Here is a 17,755-nt window from a genome sequence, read left to right on the forward strand (position 1 = left end):
CGGCTCGGACGGCTCCGGCCGTAACGTGCCCCTCATGATCGTGCTCTCCGCCGCCCGCGGCGACCGCTCCCGCACCGACCGCCGCCCCCCGATCGCGGGCCCGGCCCGGCGTCGTGCCGTCGGCCCGGTCGCGCTGGGCGCCGCCGCCACGCTCATTCTCCTCACCGGGTGCGACAACCTGTCGTACCGACGGCTGGACTTCGAGAACACGGAGTCGGTGCGCATCACGACGATCCGGGTCGAGTCCGGCTCGGGTGACGTCGTGGTGCGGGCGACCGGCACCGCCGACGAGGTGCAGATCAAACGGATCGTGCGCTACCAGGGCGCCCAGCCGGACGCGAAGTACGAGATCAAGGGCAACGAGCTGGTGCTCGACACGGACTGCGGCTCCCGGTGCAGCGTCTCCTACGAGGTGACCGCCCCACAGGGCGTCAACGTGCAGGGCGAGAGCGGGTCCGGCGACGTCGAGTTGAGCCGCGTCGGCACGGTGGAGCTGCGGCTGCACTCGGGCAGCGCCCGGCTGACCGGCACCACCGGCCCCGTCCGCGTGGAGTGCGACTCCGGCGACATCGAGGTGTCCGAGGCGACCGGGCCGGTCAGCCTGCGCACCTCCTCCGGCGACATCTCGGCCCGCCGGCTGCAGGGCCAGGTGGATGCCGAGGCCAGGTCCGGCAACGTCAACGTGGAGACCGAGAAGGCCGTCTCGGCCCGGGTGCACGCCACCAGCGGGGACGTCGACGTGCTCGTCCCCCCGGGCCCCTACCAGGTGCACGCCCGGGCCGGCTCGGGCGACGAGGACGTCTCGGTCGCGGACGTCCCGAGCGCGGCGCTGGTGCTCGACGTGAGCACCAGCAGCGGCAACGTCAGGGTCGCCCAGCGCTGACCGCCGGCTTCGCCACCTCCGGCGCGGTCCGCTGCGCCGGCAGCCGGTCCCCGGTCGACGTCGGTGCCCCGGCGCGCGTCGCGTCCCGTCGACCACCCGGCACCAGCTCCGGCCGCCGCCGTGCGGCGAGATCCTCCACCCAGCCCACGGCCAGCGTCACCACGCCGACCAGGGCGAAGACCAGCACCACCCGGATGGCGAGACCGCGCGGGTCCTCGTGCGACCAGCCCACCCCGTCGAACAGCGGGGTGAGCGCCACCACGAACGGCATGTGCCAGAGATACACCGTCAGCGCGCGCCGGTTCACCACGGTCACCGCCCGCCCGAACGGCGCGAACCGGTCGACCCACGCCGCGCCCGCCGGTCCCCGGCCGAGCACGACCAGGATGAACGCCGCCGACCAGAGGGCGTTGCCGAGGTGGTTGTCGTTGAGGTCGAAGCCGCGCGGGCCGGGGTGGGTGAAGATCCATGCCCCACCGGCGGCGGCGAACACCAGGACCGCGGGCACGAGCACCCGGTTGGCGAGCCGGCGCAGCATCCCCGCGTGGTGGGCGAAGCCGAGCAGCCACGCGCCGAAGTAGAGGCCGAACTCCCGGACGGGCCCGGGCGCCGTCGACCAGATCCCCGACTCGATCGCCACGAGCAGGGCGTACGGGGCGAGGAGGGTGGGCAGCGGGGCCCGGCGGAACAGCCAGAGCGCGATCGGTGAGGCCAGCACGAACCACAGGTAGTCCCGCAGGTACCAGATCGGGCTCAGCGCCAACGCCCCCCAGTAGTTGGCGGGCGGGTCGGAGACCGGGAAGAACCAGAGCAGCACGCGCGGCGTGAGCGGCATCCCGCTGAGCAGCATCGCCGGCACGAAGATCGCCGCGAGCACCCACAGCGACGGCAGCAGGCGACGCAGGCGACGAAGCACCGCCGACGACCCGGACCGGTCCAGGGAGGCGGCCATCAGGGACCCGGCCAGCGCGAACATCACCGACATCGCGGGAAACACCAGGGTCAGCGAGGCGAGGCCGGTCACGTGGTAGACGACGACTCGGACGATGGCCAGGAAGCGGAGCAGGTCCAGGTATCTGTTTCGCATCAGCCTGCATCTGTGTCGGGGGCGCGGCGGATGTCTCCTACCCTCCGCCGCGCCGCCGGCAAACGGGCGCACGGCCCACTCGGAGGTGAAAATCCCCATACATCCGACCGAGTCGGATCAGTCGCTACCCCCTACGGCCGACGAGTCGGCCATCCGTTTGACCGATGCAGATCAGCCGTACGGCAGGAGCCGTACGGCTGATCGACGACGGGGCGGTCAGAAGCCGAGCTTGCGCAGCTGCTTCGGGTCGCGCTGCCAGTCCTTCGCCACCCGGACGTGCAGGTCGAGGAAGACGCGGGTGCCGAGCAGCTCCTCGATCTGGTGACGGGCGGCGGTGCCGACCTGCTTGAGGCGGCTGCCCCGGTGGCCGATCACGATCGCCTTCTGGCTGGGCCGCTCGACGTACACGTCGGCGAAGATCCGCATGAGTTGCCCCTCGGGGATCATCTCCTCCACGACCACGGCGATGGAGTGCGGCAACTCGTCGCGGACCCCCTCCAGCGCCGCCTCCCGGATCAGCTCGGCGACGAGCACCTGCTCGGGGTCGTCGGTGAGCATGTCGTCCGGGTAGAGCTGCGGGGAGACCGGCAGGTAACCGGTCATCACGTCGACCAGGGTGTCGACCTGGTGACCCGACACCGCGCTCACCGGCACCACGGCGGCGAACTCGCCCAGCTCGCCCACCGCGAGCAGCTGCTCGGCGAGGCGCTGCCGGTCGACCAGGTCGGTCTTCGTGACGACGGCCAGCACGGTGGCCTTCAGCTCGGCCAGCTCACCGCTGATGAACCGGTCGCCCCGCCCGATCGGCTCGTCCGCCGGGATGCAGAGCCCGATCACGTCGACCTCGCTCCAGGTCTGGCGGACCAGGTCGTTGAGGCGCTCGCCGAGCAGCGTACGGGGACGGTGCAGACCCGGGGTGTCGACGAGGACGAGCTGCGACTCCGGCCGGTGCAGGACCGCCCGGATGACGTGCCGGGTCGTCTGCGGCTTGTTCGAGGTGATGGCGATCTTCTGACCGACGATCGCGTTGGTCAGCGTCGACTTGCCGGCGTTCGGCCGCCCGACGAAGCAGGCGAAGCCGGCCCGGTAGGGACGCTCCTCGGGGTCACGGACGGTAGCGCTCACGCCACCACCCCGCCCCGCCGCACCGGCGTGCGCGTCGCCCCGGCGCCGTGCCCGTTCACTCGACCACCGTGCCGAGGACGGTGCCGTCCGGCGCGGCGACGTGGATGGGCGCGTCGGCGGCGAGGTCGCGGACGGCGGCGTGCCCCGCGCCGTCCAGCGTCGACGCCTCGGTCACCACCACGGCCGCCTCCAGCCGGGTCGCGCCCGCGGCAACCGCCGAGGCGACCGCCAGCTGGAGCGCGGTGAGCGCCAGCGAGGGCAGCGCGACGCTCGCGGCGGCGTACGTCCGGCCGTCCTGGTCGCGGACGGCCGCACCCTCCACGGCACCGACCCGACCACGGGCGCCCCGGGCCAGGACGACCAACTTGGCGTCCTCGGCGCTCAGGCCGACCGGCGCGGACGGGGTGGGCCGGGCGGCGGGCACGGCGGGCGACTCAGGCATCGGCGGGTTGCCTCTCCTCGACTCGGTTGTGGTTGCCCCGCGGCTCGGCGGTCTCGCCGCGCCCCGGGCTCTCCTGCTGGTCGGTCGGCTCGACCCGGCTCACGAGCACGGTGTCGATCCGGTTGCGCCGGCCGGTGGTGCCCTCGGCGACCAGGCGCAGGCCGGCCACCTCGACCCGGGCCCCCGGGATCGGCACCCGACCCAGCGACTGGGCCAGCAGACCACCGACCGTCTCCACCTCGTCGGTGGGCAGCTCGGTGTCGAACAGCTCGCCCAGGTCCTCCACGGGGAGCCGGGCGGTGACCCGCACCGACCCGTCCTCCAACCGCTCGACCGGTGGGCGCTCGACATCGTACTCGTCGGTGATCTCGCCGACGATCTCCTCGAGGATGTCCTCGATCGTGACCAGGCCGCCCGTGCCGCCGTACTCGTCGACGACGATGACCAGGTGGTTGCGGGCCGCCTGCATCTCGGAGAGCAGGTCGTCGACGGGCTTGGACTCCGGCACGAAGGTGGCCGGGCGCATCAGCTCCGAGACCGGGAGCTGCTCCGCCGACGGGTCGCCGCCACGGACGCGGCGGATCAGGTCCTTGAGGTAGAGCACGCCGAGCACGTCGTCGACGTTCTCGCCGATCACGGGGATCCGGGAGAAGCCGGAGCGCAGGAAGAGCGCCAGTGCCTGGGAGAGCGTCTTGCCCTCCTCTATCCACACCATCTCCGTGCGGGGCACCATCACCTCCCGGGCGATGGTGTCGCCGAGCGCGAAGACCGAGTGGATCATCTGCCGCTCGCCGTGCTCCACCACACCGCGCTGCTCGGCCAGGTCGACCAGCTCGCGCAGCTCGACCTGGGTCGCGAACGGGCCCTCGCGGAAGCCACGGCCCGGCGTCACGGCGTTGCCGATCAGGATCAGCAGCGACGCGAGCGGGTTGAGCGCGCGCCCCAGCCACCGGACCAGCGGGGCCACCGCCCGGCCGACCGCGTAGGCGTGCTGCCGGCCGAGGGTGCGCGGGGCCACCCCGACCACCACGAAGCTGACGACGGTCATCGTGCCGGCGGTGACGAGCGCCGCCCGCCAGCCCGCGCCGAAGGTGTCGACCGCGACGAGAGCCACCAGCGTGGTGGCGGTCAGCTCGGCGAGCAGCCGCAGCAGCAGGAGCAGGTTGAGATGCCGGACCACGTCGCCGGCGACCGCCTGTAGCGTCCGCGCGCCACGCGCCCCGTCACGGGCCAGCTCGGCGGCCCGGGCGGGCGAGACCGCGGCGAGTGCCGCCTCGGTCATCGCGATCAACCCGGCGAGCACCACCAGGCCGGCGGCGAAGACGATCAGTTGCAGGTCCGGCAGGCCGGCGGTCGCGCCGGCTGTGGAGGCCTGTATGGACATCACCGTTACCGGCTCGACCGCCAGCTGGCCAGCAGTCGGGCCTGGAGCGCGAACATCTCCCGCTCCTCCTCCGGCTCCGCGTGGTCGTAACCGAGCAGGTGCAGCACCCCGTGCACGGTGAGCAGGTGCAGCTCGTCGGCGGCGGAGTGGCCGGCGGTGGCCGCCTGCTTGGCCGCCACCTCCGGGCAGAGCACGATGTCACCGAGGAGGGCGGGTTCGCCGCCGGCCGGGGCGTTCTCGCCCGGGCCGTGGTCGACGCTGCCCTCGTCCATGGGGAAGGCGAGCACGTCGGTCGGCCCGTCGCCCCCCATCCAGCGGTGGTTGAGCTCGGTCATGTAGTCGACGTCGACGAGCAGCACGGAGAGCTCGGCGAGGGGGTTGACCCCCATCTCGTCGAGGGCGTGCCGGGCGACGGCGAGAACGGCGTCGGTGTCGACCTCGACACCCGACTCGTTGGCGATCTCGATGGACAACTGGTTTCCCTTGATCTAGCGGCGCCGGCCGGATCGGCCGCCGCCCTGGGCGGCCCGCCCCGGTACGGCGTGCACGCTCTGCGCCTGTTGGTTCTCCCGCTCGGCGTCCCAGCGGGCGTACGCGTCGACGATCTCGCCGACCAGCCGGTGCCGGACCACGTCGGAGCTGGACATCTGGGCGAAGTGCACGTCCTCGACGCCGGCCAGGATCTCCCGGACCACGCGCAGGCCGCTGGTCGTGCCGCCGGGCAGGTCGACCTGGGTCACGTCACCCGTCACGACGATCTTGGAGCCGAAGCCGAGCCGGGTGAGGAACATCTTCATCTGCTCGGGCGTGGTGTTCTGCGCCTCGTCGAGGATGATGAACGCGTCGTTGAGCGTCCGGCCGCGCATGTAGGCCAGCGGGGCGACCTCGATCGTGCCCGCCGCCATGAGCTTCGGGATCGAGTCGGGGTCGAGCATGTCGTGCAGCGCGTCGTAGAGCGGGCGCAGGTAGGGGTCGATCTTCTCGTTGAGCGTGCCGGGCAGGAAGCCCAGCCGCTCCCCCGCCTCGACGGCCGGCCGGGTGAGGATGATCCGGTTGACCTGCTTGGCCTGGAGCGCCTGGACGGCCTTCGCCATCGCCAGGTAGGTCTTGCCGGTGCCGGCGGGGCCGATACCGAAGACGATGGTGTGCGAGTCGATGGCGTCGACGTACCGCTTCTGCCCGAGGGTCTTGGGGCGGATGGTGCGCCCGCGCCGGGAGAGGATGTTGAGCGTCAGAACATCGGCGGGGCGCTCGGCGCTGCCCTGCTCGAGCATGCCGACCGTACGCCGTACGGCGTCAGTGGTCAGGGTCTCGCCTTTCTCGATGAGTTCGAGCAGCTCGGTGAAGAGACGCTCGGCGAGGGCGTTGTCCGCGGGCGCACCCGAGATCGTGATCTCGTTACCCCGGACGTGCACGTCACTGTTGACCGAGCGTTCGACGAGTCGCAGGATCTCGTCGCCCGCGCCGAGCAGGTTGACCATGATCTTCGGATCGGAAACGGTGATCCGGGTCTGCACCTGGGGCGGGCCGGGAGGTGGGGTGCCGGTCATAGATCGGGCCGAGGGGCCCTGTGCCACCTGCTCTCGATTTCGGCGCCGGCCCTGCTGGCGCGGCGTGCGGACGTTCCACCCATCGTATCGGTTCAACACCGGCGGCACCTCGTGCATTTCCCCCGCCCCGGGGCTGCCCGCAGGCAGCGGAAGGACCAGGACGAAGGTGACACCGCTCCCGGGCGGCGCGGGCGGAGCACCGGCCCCGCCCGCGCCCTAGCCGGTCACGCCCCCGCGCGGAAGTCGTACCGGTCGAAGGTCTCCTGGTGGCGGGTGAACCGGTAGGTCGCCCAGTGCATCCGCACCACCGCGCCGCGCTCGTCCCGGGTCAGCCGCAGCAGCTCGCCGACCTCCCGCCCGGAGACCGTGCGGAACACGTCCGGCCGGTCGGGCACCGGCGCGAAGACGGCCTGAGGCTTGCCGGGCGGGTCGTCGGCGCCACGGGCCCGCAGCGACCCGTCGTGCCAGGAGAAGACGTACTCGAAGCCCTCACCCCACCAGCGGCCGAGCAGGCCCCGCAGCTCGGCGGGCGCGGGTGGCCCGGGCCGCCACGGCACGATCTCCGCCGGGTCGTGCTCGACCGCCGCGGCGAGGAGCCGGTGCGGCAGGTCGAGGGCCTCGGCGGCGGTGCCGGATGAGACCAGCACGGCACAGCCCATCGCGCCCGGCGTGCCCTCCCCGCCCCGCCGGCCGTAGACACCGGCCAGGAAACCCGGCATCGCGCCGTCGTGCCCCACGTGCACCACCCGGTCGCCCTGCGGCACCAGGATCAGGCCCAGCCCGAAGCCGCCGGTCCAGAGGGTCTCGTCGGTCGGCGTCACCGGCCAGCGCATCTCGTCGAGGGTCGCCGGGGCGAGCACCCCGCCGGCCGGGTCCATCGCCGCCGGGTCGGCCAGGAAGGCGGCCCAGCGGGCCATGTCCCCGGCGGTGCTCCAGAGCTGGGCGGCCGGACCGACCGCGCCGAAGTCGGTCGGCGGCTCCGGGTGCGCCTCGTCGGAGTACGCGTCGACCAGGAAGCCGGTCGCCGCGGTCGGCCCCGGGGTGGCGCCGGTGGCCGTGAGCCCCAGCGGCGCCAGCACCCGCTCGGCGAGCACCTCGGCCCACGTGCCACCCCGCAGCCGCGCGACCAGCTCCCCGAGCAGCGCCATGCCCAGGTTCGAGTAGTGGTAGCGGCGACCGGACGGGAGCACCCGCTCGGCCCGGGCCAGGTCGGCGAGGAGCCGCTCGGTGTCCGGCGCCCGCAGCGTGTCCCAGACGTCGCCGTACGGCTCCCGTTGCAGGCCCGCGGTGTGCGACAGCAGCCGCCGCACGGTCAACTCACCCTGCGCCGGCAGGTCCAGGTGCCGGCCGATCGGGTCGTCCAGGTCGAGCAGGCCGTCATCGCGGCACTGGAGCGTCAGGACCGCCGTGAAGGTCTTGGTGACGGAGCCGATCCGGAACCGGGTCTCCGGCCCCAGCGGGCTGTCGTTGCCGGTGCCGCCGACGGCGCAGGTCCACATCGGCCGGTCGGCCCGGTGCAGGGCCACCGACACGGCGGGGATCCGCGCGTGCGCCTGCACTCGGCGCACCATCCGCTCCAGCCGGGGCGCGGTCTCGCTCACGCGACGTTCCGGGCCAGCATCGGGCCGAGCGGCGCGCCGCCGAGCAGGTGCGCGTGCGCGTGGAAGACTTCCTGGCCGCCGTACGCCCCGGTGTTGAACATCAGCCGGAACCCGTCGCCGAGCAGCCCCTCGTCCTCGGCCACGGCGGCGGCCGTGGCGAGTACCTCCCCGGCCAGCACCGGGTCGCCCTGGGCGAGCGTCGCGACGTCCGCGTAGTGCTCCTTGGGAATCACCAGCACGTGTACGGGCGCCTTCGGGTCGATGTCACGGAAGGCGAGCGTGGTGGGCGTCTCCCGGACGACGGTGGCCGGGATCTCCCCGGCGACGATGCGGCAGAACAGGCAGTCGGATCCCATCCGGGCAGTGTAAGGAAGGGCCCGGGCCACCGCGCCGGGACGGACCGGCTCCGACGACGCGCCGAGCCGGTGGTGGCCGTGCCGGGCCACGACCCGGTGGTGACCGTGCCCCCCGACGGGACGGGTCCCTTCCGGAGGCTCCGCTCAGGTGCGGCAGGATGGCGCGCGTGACTTCACGGGCGGTACTGGTGACGGGGGGCTCGCGCGGCATCGGGCGGGCGGTGGTGAGGGCCTTCGCGGCCGGCGGCGACCGGGTGGCCATCCACCACCGGGACTCCGCGGCGCTGGCCGAGGAGCTGCGCGCCGCGCTTCCCGGCGAAGGGCACGTGGTGGTACGGGCCGACCTGGCCGACCCCGACGCGGTCAAGGCGATGGTGGACGAGGCGGCCGACCTGCTCGGCGGGTTGGACGTGCTGGTGAACAACGCGGGCGTCTTCGGGCCCGCCGACCCGCCGCACCCGGTCTTCGAGAGCAGCTACGAGCAGTGGCGGCAGCGCTGGCGCGAGGTGCTGGACACCAACCTGTTCGGCGCCGCGAACGCCGCCTGGTGCGCCGCCCAGCACATGCGTGACCGGGGCGGCCGGATCGTCAACGTCTCCTCCCGCGGCGCGTTCCGGGGCGAGCCCGCCAACCCGGCGTACGGGGCGAGCAAGGCGGGGCTCAACGCGATGGGGCAGTCCCTCGCCGTGGCGCTGGCCCCGTACGGCATCGCGGTCGCCATGGTCGCGCCGGGCTTCGTCGAGACCGACATGACCAACGAGCACCTGAAGGCCGAGCGGGGCGCCGGCGTTCGGGCGCAGAGCCCGTTCAACCGGATCGCCCGCCCCGAGGAGATCGCGGCGGCCGTGCACTGGCTCGCCTCCCCCGAGGCGGAGTGGGCCTCCGGCACCATCATCGACCTGAACGGCGCCTCCTACCTCCGCAGCTGACCCGCACCCCCGCGCCGGGGGGGGTTACCAGCGGGAGAGGCGGGTGGCGAGGACGGCCAGGGCGGCCACGCCGGCCGTGGAGGTGCGCAGGACGGACGGGCCGAGGCGTACCGGGCGCGCACCCGCCGCGGTGAACGCGTCCAGCTCGGCCGGCGCGATGCCGCCCTCGGGGCCGACCACCAGCACGATCTCACCCGTGTCGGGCAGCTCGACGGTGGTGAGCCGGTCGTCGGCCTCCTCGTGCAGCACGAACGCGGCGGGTGCCCCCGCGATGCGGCGGGCCACCCGATCGGTCGACTCGTCGGGCGAGCCCGCCACCACCGGCAACCACGGCCGGCGGGCCTGCTTGGCCGCCTCCCGGGCCGTGGCCACCCACTTCTCCCGGGCCCGTACGCCCCGCTCACCGCGCCACTGCGCCACCGAGCGGGACGCCGCCCAGGGCACGATCTCGTCCACCCCGACCTCGGTCATCGCCTGCACGGCCAGCTCGCCCCGGTCACCCTTGGCGATGCCCTGCACCACCACCAGCCGGGGCACGTCCGCGTCGACGTACCCCCGGGAGGTCAGCTCCAGCTCCAGGCTGCCCCGGCCGACGGCCGTGACCACGGCGGTGGCCGTGCCGCCGCGACCGTCGGCGAGCACCAGGTCCTCGCCCACCCGCAGCCGTTGCACGGTGGCCGCGTGGTGCCCCTCCGGGCCACCGAGGGTCAGCGTGTCGGCGGTGGGCAGCGACTCGACCAGGAAGAGCGGAGCGGACACGATCACAGGCTAGCCGTCCCGGCGGCGCCGGGACGGGCAGCCGGGGGCTGATGGCCGTCGCGCCGTTGGGGTGGCAGCCGGAGCGGGCCTTCGCCCGGTTGGCTCAGGCGTGACCGTTGAACGCGTCGCGCATCCGGGAGAAGAAGCCGCCCTGCTTGGTCAGCTCGGCGACCTCCTCGCCCCGCGTCTTGGCGAACTCGCGCAGCATCCGCTCCTGGTCGCTGTCGAGCTTGGTGGGCGTCCGCACGTCGAGGTGGACGTAGAGGTCGCCGCGGCCGGTGCCGCGCAGGTGCGGGACGCCCCGGGCGCGCAGCCGCAGCGTGCTGCCCGGCTGGGTGCCGGGCTTGACGTCCACGGTCTCCTCGCTGTCCAGCGTCTTGATGGTCAGCCGGGTGCCGAGGGCCGCGGCGGTCATCGGCACGGTGACGCGGCAGTGCAGGTCGTCACCCTTGCGGGAGTACACGTCGTGCGGGCGCTCGTGGATCTCCACGTAGAGGTCGCCGGCGGTGCCGCCACCGGGGCCGACCTCACCCTGCTGGGCGAGGCGGATCCGCATCCCGTCCTCGACACCGGCCGGGATCTTCACGGTCAGCGAGCGGCGGGTACGCACCCGGCCGTCACCGGCGCAGGTCGGGCAGGGGTGCGGGATGGTGGTGCCGTAGCCCTGGCAGACGGTGCAGGGCCGGGCGGAGACGACCTGGCCGAGGAAGGTGCGCTGCACCGACTGCACCTCGCCCCGACCGCCGCACGCCTCACAGGTGGCGAGGTGGGTGCCGGCCGCGGTGCCCGCGCCGGAACAGGTGGTGCAGAGCACCGCCGTGTCGACGGTGATGGGGGCCTCGACGCCGAACGCGGTCTCGTGCAGGTCCAGTTCCAGGCGCAGGATCGCGTCGGCGCCGGGCCGCGTACGCGGGCGCGGCCCGCGCGACGCACCCGTGGCGCCGCCGAAGAAGGCGTCCATGATGTCCTGGAACCCGACGAACGGGCCGGCCCCACCGGGCCCGCCCGGGCCACCGGCGCCCCCGCCGCCCGGCGCGAGCGGGTCGCCGCCGAGGTCGACGATCTGCCGTTTCCGGTCGTCCGAGAGGACCTCGTACGCGGCGTTGATGTCCTTGAACTTCTCCTGGGCCTCCGGGTCCGGATTGACGTCCGGGTGGAACTGGCGCGCCAGCTTGCGGTAGGCACGCTTGATCTCGTCGTCGGAGGCGTCCCGGCTCACGCCGAGAATGCCGTAGTAGTCCCTGGCCACTGCGTTCCGTGTCCTCATGTTCGTTCGCGTTGCGCCGGCCGCCGACCAGAACCGGTCGGACGGTTACTGCCTAGTTCTGGGCCAGCAGATCGCCCACGTAGCGTGCCACGGCTCGCACCGTGGCGATGGTGCCGGGGTAGTCCATCCGGGTCGGGCCCAGCACCCCCAGGCCACCGACGATCGTCGAGCCGGGGCCGTAACCGGTGCTGACCACCGAGGCGGCGCGGAGGTTGTCGATCTCGTTCTCGTCGCCGATGCGGACCCGCATGGTGCTCGGCTCCACCTCGCCGATCAGCTTCAGCAGCACGACCTCCTCCTCGAGCGCCTCGAGGATCGGCCGCAGCGTGCCCTGGAAGTCGAGCAGGCCGCCGCGGGTCAGGTTGGCCGTGCCGGCCAGCGCGATCCGCTCCTCGTGCCGCTCGACCAGCGTCTCGAGCAGCACGCTGGAGAGGGTCGCCATGGCCGCGCGCCGGTCGGGGGTGGCCTCGTCGACCAGCGCCTGCACCAGCGGCGGCGTCTCGGACAGGCGGGTGCCGACCAGCTTCTCGTTGACGAGCCGCCGCAGGTCGGTGACGTCGTCGGCGGGGATCGGCGCGGGCATCTCCACCAGCCGCTGCTCGACCCGACCGGTGTCGGCGATCATGACCAGCATCAGCCGGGTGGTGGAGATCGGCACCAGCTCCAGGTGCCGTACCGACGAGCGGGCGAGGCTCGGGTACTGCACGACGGCGACCTGCCGGGTCAGCTGGGCCAGCAGGCGCACCGTGCGGTGCACCACGTCGTCCAGGTCGACCGCGCCGACGAGGAAGCGCTCGATCGCCCGCCGCTCGGCCGGGCTGAGCGGCTTCACCCGGGACAGCCGGTCCACGAAGAGCCGGTAGCCACGGTCGGTGGGCACCCGGCCGGCGCTGGTGTGCGGCTGCCGGATGTAGCCCTCCTCCTCCAGGACCGCCATGTCGTTGCGGACCGTCGCCGGGGAGACCCCGAGCTGGTGCCGCTCGACCAGCGCGCGGCTGCCGACCGGCTCCTGCGTGGCGACGTAGTCCTCGACGATGGCGCGGAGCACGGCGAGCTTGCGGTCGTCGAGACCCATCCTCCCCACCTCCTACGCGCATCGGCCCCCGGCGCTCGGCACCGCGGGCGGCGTTCCTGGCACTCGACTGTAGCGAGTGCCAGTCTACGTCGGCAGGCCCGCCGACGCGATGATCAACGACGGACCTCCGGTGCGGCCCCGCCCACGTCACGGCGGGCGGCCGGCGGAGATTCGCGCGGCCGTTCGGGCGGACGGCCCCGGCGCACCGGCTCTGGCGCGCCGTTGTGGCCGCCCCCTACCGTGACGTCCATGACTGAACCACCTCGCCCTCCCGGCGCGGGTGACCCCGGCGACCGCCCGTCGGATCCGCCCCCGCCGCCGGCAGCACCCGGCCCGCCCGCCTCGGACGAGCCGCCCACCGCACCACTGTCCGGGGCACCGGGCGCGGGTGGCTATCCCCCGCCCGGTGGCTATCCCCCGCCCGCCGGTGGTCCACCTCCGTCGGGTGGCTACCCGCCACCGGGTGGCTACCCTCCGCCCGGGGGCTACCCGCCGCCCGGCGTCGGCTACCCGGCCGGGGGTGGCTACGGCCCACCGGCCGGCTACGCCAACAACGAGGACAAGACGTGGGCGCTCGTCGCCCACTTCGGCGGCCCGGTCGGCGTGATCGTCGGCGGCGGCCTCCTCGGCTGGGTCGCGCCGCTCATCGCGATGATGACCCGGGGCAACCAGTCACCCACCGTGCGGGCCCACGCCGTGGCGGCGCTGAACTTCCAGATCACCTGGGCACTCGCCAGCGTGGCGGGCTGGGTGCTCACCCTCATCACCTGCGGCCTGCTGTTCTTCGTCCCGATGCTCGTGTGGCTGGTGCCGCTGATCTTCGGGATCATCGCCGGGATCAAGGCCAACGAGGGCGTCCTCTACCGCTACCCGATGTCGGTGACCATCGTCAAGTGATCCGCCGGTCGGCCGCTCCCCCGGCCGCCCGGACGGTCACGCACCGCGGCCGGGCCGCCCGCGCCGGCCGGGACGGTCACGCCGGGCCGGCGCTCGCCCGACCGCCGCTCAGGGCAGCAGGTCCCGCACGACGGCGTCGGCGAGCAGCCGGCCGCGCAGGGTGAGCACGGCGCGGCCGGCCGCGTACTCGGCCGGGGCCAGCAGGCCGTCCGCGAGCGCCCGCTCCGCCCCCGCCCGCCCGGCGGCGTCCAACACCTCCAGCGGCAGGCCCGTGGCGAGGCGCAGCCGCAGCATCACATCCTCCATGTGGACCTCGTCGGGGCCGAGGATCTCCCGGGCGAGGCCGGGCGACCGCCCCTCGGCGAGCCGCTGGGCGTACGCCGAGGGGTGCTTCACGTTCCACCACCGCACCCCGCCGACGTGGCTGTGCGCCCCCGGCCCGAGCCCCCACCAGTCGCCGCCGGACCAGTAGAGCAGGTTGTGCCGGCAGCGGGCCGCCGGCGTACGGGCCCAGTTGGACACCTCGTACCAGGAGAGCCCGGCCGCCGTGAGGGCCGCCTCCGCGGCCAGGTAGCGGTCCGCCGCCACGTCGTCGTCGGGGTACGGCAGCTCGCCGCGGCGCATCCGGGCGGCGAGCCGGGTGCCGTCCTCCACGATGAGGGCGTACGCGCTGACGTGGTCGACCCCGGCGGCGACCACCTCGTCCAGCGAGCGGGCGAAGTCCTCGGCGCGCTCCCCCGGCGTGCCGTAGATCAGGTCGAGGTTCACGTGGTCGAACCCGGCGTCGCGGGCCTCCGCGGCGGCCGCGGTGGCCCGGCCGGCGCTGTGCTTCCGGTCCAGGATCGCCAGCACGCCGGGCGAGGCGGACTGCATGCCCAGCGAGATCCGGGTGTAGCCGGCGGCCCGCAGCGCCTTGAGCGACTCGGGCGTGACCGACTCCGGGTTGGCCTCCGTGGTCACCTCGGCGTCCGGCGCGAGCCCCCAGGTGCGGTCGACGGCGTCCAGGATCCGGGCCAGGTCGTCGGTGGGGAGCAGGGTCGGGGTGCCGCCGCCCACGAAGACGGTGTCGACGCGCCGGGGCGGGGTGTCCCCGAGCACCCGGCCGGCGAGCCGCAGCTCGGCCAGGACGGTGTCCGCGTACGCCTCCCGGGTGGCGCCCCCGCCCAGCTCGGCCGCGGTGTAGGTGTTGAAGTCGCAGTAGCCGCAGCGGCTCGCGCAGAACGGCACGTGGACGTACACGCCGAACCCGCGCGCGCCGACCTCGCGGGTGGCGGTGGCGGGCAGCGAGCCGTCGGCCGGGACGGGTTCGCCTTCTGGAAGGACGCCGGGCATGGCCACTAGTGTGCCCGGCATGACCTCTCCCGACGCGCTCGTGCGGGTCGCCACGGCCCACGGGGTGACCACCCTCACCCTGGACAGCCCGCACAACCGCAACGCGCTCTCCACCCCGCTGATGACGCAGCTGCTCGCCGGCCTGGCGGCCGCCGTCGCGGACGACGCGGTCCGGGTGATCGTGCTCGACCACGCCGGCCCGGTCTTCTGCTCCGGGGCGGACCTCAAGGAGACGGCCGCCGCGTACGCCGGCGGGACGGTGCCGGCCGGCATGCTGGGCGACGTGCTCGCCGCCGTCTGGGAGTGCCCGAAGCCGGTGGTGGCCCGGGTCGCCGGCCCGGCCCGCGCCGGCGGCCTGGGGCTCATCGCCGCGGCCGACCTGGCCGTCTGCGCCGAGGAGGCGACCTTCGCGTTCACCGAGGTGCGGATCGGGGTGATCCCCGCGGTGATCTCGGCGACCGTGCTGCCGCGCCTGCACCCGCGGGCGGCGGCCGAGCTGTACCTGACCGGGGACACCTTCGACGGCCGGCGGGCCGCCGAGATCGGCCTGGTCACCGCCGCGGTGCCCGCCGCCGAGCTGGACGCCGCGGTCGGGCGGTACTGCGGATCGTTGGTACGGGGTGCGCCGGGCGCGCTGGCCGGGGCCAAGGAGCTGCTGCGCCGACCCGCCGCCACGGACCTGCGCGCCGAGATCGCCGAGCTGGGCGCCCTGTCGACCGGCTACTTCCTCTCCGAGGAGGGACGGGAGGGCGTGCTGGCGTTCCGGGAGAAGCGCCCGGCCCGGTGGGTGCCGGTGGCCGACCCCTCGCCGCCTCGGGGCTGAGCGTCGTGCCCCCGTCGCCGGGGCGCACGACGCGTCGGGACGCCCCCGGTGGCAGGGGCGTCCCGACCGCCGCGACCGTCACCACGCGGTCGCGCCGCCGTCGACCGGGTAGTTCGCCCCGGTGATGTACGCCGCCCGGTCCGAGGCGAGGAAGACCACCAGTTCGGCGACCTCCTCGGGTCGGGCGAACCGCTTCACGAGGGTCTTCGCGGTGATGGCGTCCCGCGCCTCCTGGTTGTCGCCGAGGTCGCGCTCGCTGGCCGGGGTCAGGATCGGCCCGGGGCTGACCGCCACCGCGCGGATCCCGTGACGTGCACCCTCCAGCGCCAGCTGCCGGGTCATGCCGATGATGCCCGCGTTGGCGGCGGCGTGCGCCACCATCGGGGGGACCTCACCGGCGATCATGCCGGCCATGGACGCGGCGCTGATGATGACGCCGCCACCTCGACGGACCAGGTGCGGCCACGCGTACTTGGACACGTAGAACGGGATGTCCAGTTCGCCCACGATGGTCGCCCGCCAGTCCTCCACGGAGAAGTCCGGCATCGGGCCGAAGCGGAGCGCCGCCGCGTTGTTGTAGACCACGTCGAGGCCGCCGTACACCGCCGCGGCGTCCTCGACGAAGCGGCGCACCTGCTCCGGGTCGGTGAGGTCGACGGGCGCGATCCCGGTCATCTCGCCGCCAGCCCGGCGGACGAGTTCGACGGTCTCGTCGTTGCCCGCGACCTGGATGTCGGCCCCGACGACCTTCGCGCCCTCCCGCGCGAAGGCCAGCGACGCTACCCGTCCCAGGCCCCCACCGGTGCCGGTGATGAGCACGACCTTGCCGTCCAGCGTTCCCATGGCAATCCTCCTCGGTTCGGGGCTGCCCGTGACGGCCCTGTGCACGGCCGTCCGGGCTACGCCGTGGGAGCCCGCCTGAAGGGGGTGAGCTCCCTAATTGACATGTCAATTCAAGTCCTTGACAGGTCAATCGATTCCGTCCGGGCGGGCGTCCGCGTCGTGACGCTCGTGACAGGCCGCGCGCGGGCACGTACGGTGCTCTGCCAGAGACCGCTGGATCTCGCGGCAGGTACGCCCTCGTCACCGCGCGGCACCGGACACCCGGGCCTCCGGGCAGGTGAGACCGCAGCCGGGGCGGGAACGCTGCCCCCGGCCGGGCCGTCGGAACCGGTCGGACGCCCCGGGAGGGCCGACGGGGGACGTACGCTTGTCGAGCTGTCGAACAGGGGGTGTGGGTGCGAACTCGGGCGGTAGTGGCCGGCGGCGTGGCGCTCGTCCTGCTCGCCGTGGTGGGTGTCCTGGTCCTCGTCCAGCGGATCGGCGGCGACCTGCGGCTCCCCCTGGCCGGCCGGAGCTGCACCGTCCAGGCGGACGGCCGCGTGACGTTGGACGCCGAGCAGATGGCCAACGCGGCCACGATCGCGGCGATCGGCGCTCAGCTGGAGATGCCGGAACGCGGCGTCGTGGTCGCGCTCGCGACCGCCTATCAGGAGTCCGGCCTGCGCAACCTCCCCGACGGTGACCGGGACTCGATCGGCCTGTTCCAGCAGCGCCCCAGCCAGGGCTGGGGCACCCCGAAACAGATCAGCAACCCGCGGTACGCGGCGAAGCGGTTCTACTCGGCGCTGAAGAAGGTGCGGGGCTGGGAGAAGATGCGGATCACCGACGCCGCCCAGCGCGTGCAGCGCTCCGCCTTCCCCGAGGCGTACCAGAAGTGGGCCGACGAGTCGTCGGTGCTGACCCGGGCGCTGCTCGGCGACGTGACCGGGGCGGTGGCCTGCTCGGTCGGGCGCACCCCGGTGATGCGCGGCGCGGAGGCGGCGGCCGCGCTGACCCGCAGCCTGGAGCTGGACTGGGGGGTTGCCGGCAGCGCCGACCCCGCCGAGCTGACCGGGCTCACCCTGGCCGCGAGCGACCCGCGCAACGGCTGGCGGTACGCGCACTGGCTCGTCTCCCACGCGCAGGACCACGGGGTGAAGCGGGTCCGCTTCGAGGGGCTGGAGTGGACCGCCCGCGAGGGGACCTGGACGGCCGTCCCCGGGGAGCGGCAGGCGGGGGACCGGGTGGTCGCCGAGGTCTTCGCCGAGGATTCCTGACCCGGATTTCCTTACCGCCGGTAATCGCACAATCGGACAAACTGGCGCAGTCACGCTTTTTGCCGCAATTTTCGTAACCGTTCGCATCGGTGCCGCTGCCCATGGTCAAGGTGCCGTCAGCGCCCTCCCCCGCCCCCGGTCGGCCG

General features: G+C 73.9%; 18 protein-coding genes. 5 read left to right on the top strand and 13 right to left on the bottom strand.

Translation table 11 applies throughout. The annotated features are described in order from the left end of the window. The first annotated feature begins 34 nt into the window (after window positions 1-34). The gene (locus SM573_RS29285; RefSeq protein WP_474614538.1) at window positions 35-883 is read left to right on the top strand and encodes a DUF4097 family beta strand repeat-containing protein; all 849 of its coding nucleotides are present in this window, start codon (window positions 35-37) and stop codon (window positions 881-883) included. On the opposite strand, the gene SM573_RS29290 is transcribed toward SM573_RS29285, so the two are convergent. The 8 genes from SM573_RS29290 to SM573_RS29325 all read right to left on the bottom strand — a co-directional run bounded on the left by SM573_RS29290 (window position 864) and on the right by SM573_RS29325 (window position 8,428). Next, entirely contained in the window at window positions 864-1,970 is a 1,107-nt protein-coding gene (locus SM573_RS29290; protein ID WP_474614539.1) for an acyltransferase family protein, read from the bottom strand. The two genes, SM573_RS29285 and SM573_RS29290, sit on opposite strands and share 20 nt — an antisense overlap. 216 nt (window positions 1,971-2,186) lie before the next feature. After that, window positions 2,187-3,095 carry a GTPase Era gene (gene era / locus SM573_RS29295; RefSeq protein ID WP_474614540.1) on the bottom strand — a complete coding sequence of 303 codons (909 nt, stop codon included), beginning with the start codon at window positions 3,093-3,095 and terminating at the stop codon, window positions 2,187-2,189. Window positions 3,096-3,150: 55 nt separating this feature from the next. Next, window positions 3,151-3,537: a cytidine deaminase gene (locus SM573_RS29300; RefSeq protein ID WP_474617526.1), complete on the bottom strand. Its 387-nt coding sequence runs from the start codon at window positions 3,535-3,537 to the stop codon at window positions 3,151-3,153. Beyond that, window positions 3,530-4,945 carry a hemolysin family protein gene (locus SM573_RS29305; protein WP_474614635.1) on the bottom strand — a complete coding sequence of 472 codons (1,416 nt, stop codon included), beginning with the start codon at window positions 4,943-4,945 and terminating at the stop codon, window positions 3,530-3,532. The genes SM573_RS29300 and SM573_RS29305 overlap by 8 nt, the downstream gene beginning before the upstream one ends. Continuing rightward, window positions 4,927-5,394, bottom strand: a complete 468-nt coding sequence (gene ybeY / locus SM573_RS29310) for an rRNA maturation RNase YbeY (protein ID WP_474614542.1) — start codon at window positions 5,392-5,394, stop codon at window positions 4,927-4,929. The genes SM573_RS29305 and ybeY overlap by 19 nt, the downstream gene beginning before the upstream one ends. Before the next feature lie 15 nt (window positions 5,395-5,409). Beyond that, a complete protein-coding gene (locus SM573_RS29315) occupies window positions 5,410-6,471 on the bottom strand; it encodes a PhoH family protein (protein WP_474614543.1) in 1,062 nt (353 codons plus the stop codon). Window positions 6,472-6,695: 224 nt separating this feature from the next. Continuing rightward, the gene (locus SM573_RS29320) at window positions 6,696-8,042 is read right to left on the bottom strand and encodes a serine hydrolase domain-containing protein (RefSeq protein ID WP_474617550.1); all 1,347 of its coding nucleotides are present in this window, start codon (window positions 8,040-8,042) and stop codon (window positions 6,696-6,698) included. Window positions 8,043-8,068: 26 nt separating this feature from the next. Then, window positions 8,069-8,428, bottom strand: a complete 360-nt coding sequence (locus SM573_RS29325; RefSeq protein ID WP_474614544.1) for a histidine triad nucleotide-binding protein — start codon at window positions 8,426-8,428, stop codon at window positions 8,069-8,071. A gap of 167 nt (window positions 8,429-8,595) precedes the next feature. On the opposite strand from SM573_RS29325, the gene SM573_RS29330 reads away from it, so the two are divergent. Further along, complete coding sequence (locus tag SM573_RS29330; protein ID WP_474614545.1) at window positions 8,596-9,357, top strand: SDR family NAD(P)-dependent oxidoreductase; 762 nt, start codon at window positions 8,596-8,598, stop codon at window positions 9,355-9,357. Between the two features lie 24 nt (window positions 9,358-9,381). Here SM573_RS29330 and SM573_RS29335 read toward each other — a convergent pair whose 3' ends face one another. From SM573_RS29335 to hrcA, 3 genes are all read right to left on the bottom strand, one after another. Continuing rightward, window positions 9,382-10,116 carry a 16S rRNA (uracil(1498)-N(3))-methyltransferase gene (locus SM573_RS29335; protein ID WP_474617527.1) on the bottom strand — a complete coding sequence of 245 codons (735 nt, stop codon included), beginning with the start codon at window positions 10,114-10,116 and terminating at the stop codon, window positions 9,382-9,384. 103 nt (window positions 10,117-10,219) lie between these two features. After that, window positions 10,220-11,365 carry a molecular chaperone DnaJ gene (gene dnaJ, locus SM573_RS29340; RefSeq protein WP_474614547.1) on the bottom strand — a complete coding sequence of 382 codons (1,146 nt, stop codon included), beginning with the start codon at window positions 11,363-11,365 and terminating at the stop codon, window positions 10,220-10,222. 70 nt (window positions 11,366-11,435) lie between these two features. Beyond that, complete coding sequence (gene hrcA, locus SM573_RS29345) at window positions 11,436-12,458, bottom strand: heat-inducible transcriptional repressor HrcA (RefSeq protein WP_474614548.1); 1,023 nt, start codon at window positions 12,456-12,458, stop codon at window positions 11,436-11,438. A 249-nt stretch (window positions 12,459-12,707) separates the two neighbouring features. On the opposite strand from hrcA, the gene SM573_RS29350 reads away from it, so the two are divergent. After that, window positions 12,708-13,355 (top strand): DUF4870 domain-containing protein, encoded by a 648-nt coding sequence (locus SM573_RS29350; RefSeq protein WP_474614549.1) that lies wholly within the window; start codon window positions 12,708-12,710, stop codon window positions 13,353-13,355. Between the two features lie 108 nt (window positions 13,356-13,463). Here the strand turns inward: SM573_RS29350 and hemW are convergent, their stop codons facing one another. Next, the gene (gene hemW, locus SM573_RS29355) at window positions 13,464-14,687 is read right to left on the bottom strand and encodes a radical SAM family heme chaperone HemW (protein WP_474617551.1); all 1,224 of its coding nucleotides are present in this window, start codon (window positions 14,685-14,687) and stop codon (window positions 13,464-13,466) included. A gap of 19 nt (window positions 14,688-14,706) precedes the next feature. Between hemW and SM573_RS29360 the strand changes: the two genes are divergently transcribed. Beyond that, window positions 14,707-15,510 (top strand): enoyl-CoA hydratase-related protein, encoded by an 804-nt coding sequence (locus tag SM573_RS29360; protein WP_474617528.1) that lies wholly within the window; start codon window positions 14,707-14,709, stop codon window positions 15,508-15,510. Between the two features lie 78 nt (window positions 15,511-15,588). Here the strand turns inward: SM573_RS29360 and SM573_RS29365 are convergent, their stop codons facing one another. Next, window positions 15,589-16,353, bottom strand: a complete 765-nt coding sequence (locus SM573_RS29365) for an SDR family NAD(P)-dependent oxidoreductase (RefSeq protein WP_474614551.1) — start codon at window positions 16,351-16,353, stop codon at window positions 15,589-15,591. Window positions 16,354-16,742: 389 nt separating this feature from the next. On the opposite strand from SM573_RS29365, the gene SM573_RS29370 reads away from it, so the two are divergent. Beyond that, complete coding sequence (locus SM573_RS29370) at window positions 16,743-17,609, top strand: hypothetical protein (protein WP_474614552.1); 867 nt, start codon at window positions 16,743-16,745, stop codon at window positions 17,607-17,609. Window positions 17,610-17,755 lie beyond the last annotated feature (146 nt).

This window comes from Micromonospora xinjiangensis (genome assembly GCF_056150165.1).

Excerpts from the sequence above, each read along its gene's own strand:
- SM573_RS29365 (WP_474614551.1), bottom strand. The coding sequence starts at position 16,353 with ATGGGAACGCTGGACGGCAAGGTCGTGCTCATCACCGGCACCGGTGGG.
- hrcA (WP_474614548.1), bottom strand. The coding sequence starts at position 12,458 with ATGGGTCTCGACGACCGCAAGCTCGCCGTGCTCCGCGCCATCGTCGAG.
- SM573_RS29320 (WP_474617550.1), bottom strand. The coding sequence starts at position 8,042 with ATGGTGCGCCGAGTGCAGGCGCACGCGCGGATCCCCGCCGTGTCGGTG.
- SM573_RS29290 (WP_474614539.1), bottom strand. The coding sequence starts at position 1,970 with ATGCGAAACAGATACCTGGACCTGCTCCGCTTCCTGGCCATCGTCCGA.
- hemW (WP_474617551.1), bottom strand. The coding sequence starts at position 14,687 with ATGCCCGGCGTCCTTCCAGAAGGCGAACCCGTCCCGGCCGACGGCTCG.
- SM573_RS29300 (WP_474617526.1), bottom strand. The coding sequence starts at position 3,537 with ATGCCTGAGTCGCCCGCCGTGCCCGCCGCCCGGCCCACCCCGTCCGCG.
- SM573_RS29350 (WP_474614549.1), top strand. The coding sequence starts at position 12,708 with ATGACTGAACCACCTCGCCCTCCCGGCGCGGGTGACCCCGGCGACCGC.
- SM573_RS29360 (WP_474617528.1), top strand. The coding sequence starts at position 14,707 with ATGACCTCTCCCGACGCGCTCGTGCGGGTCGCCACGGCCCACGGGGTG.
- SM573_RS29285 (WP_474614538.1), top strand. The coding sequence starts at position 35 with ATGATCGTGCTCTCCGCCGCCCGCGGCGACCGCTCCCGCACCGACCGC.
- SM573_RS29315 (WP_474614543.1), bottom strand. The coding sequence starts at position 6,471 with ATGACCGGCACCCCACCTCCCGGCCCGCCCCAGGTGCAGACCCGGATC.
- SM573_RS29325 (WP_474614544.1), bottom strand. The coding sequence starts at position 8,428 with ATGGGATCCGACTGCCTGTTCTGCCGCATCGTCGCCGGGGAGATCCCG.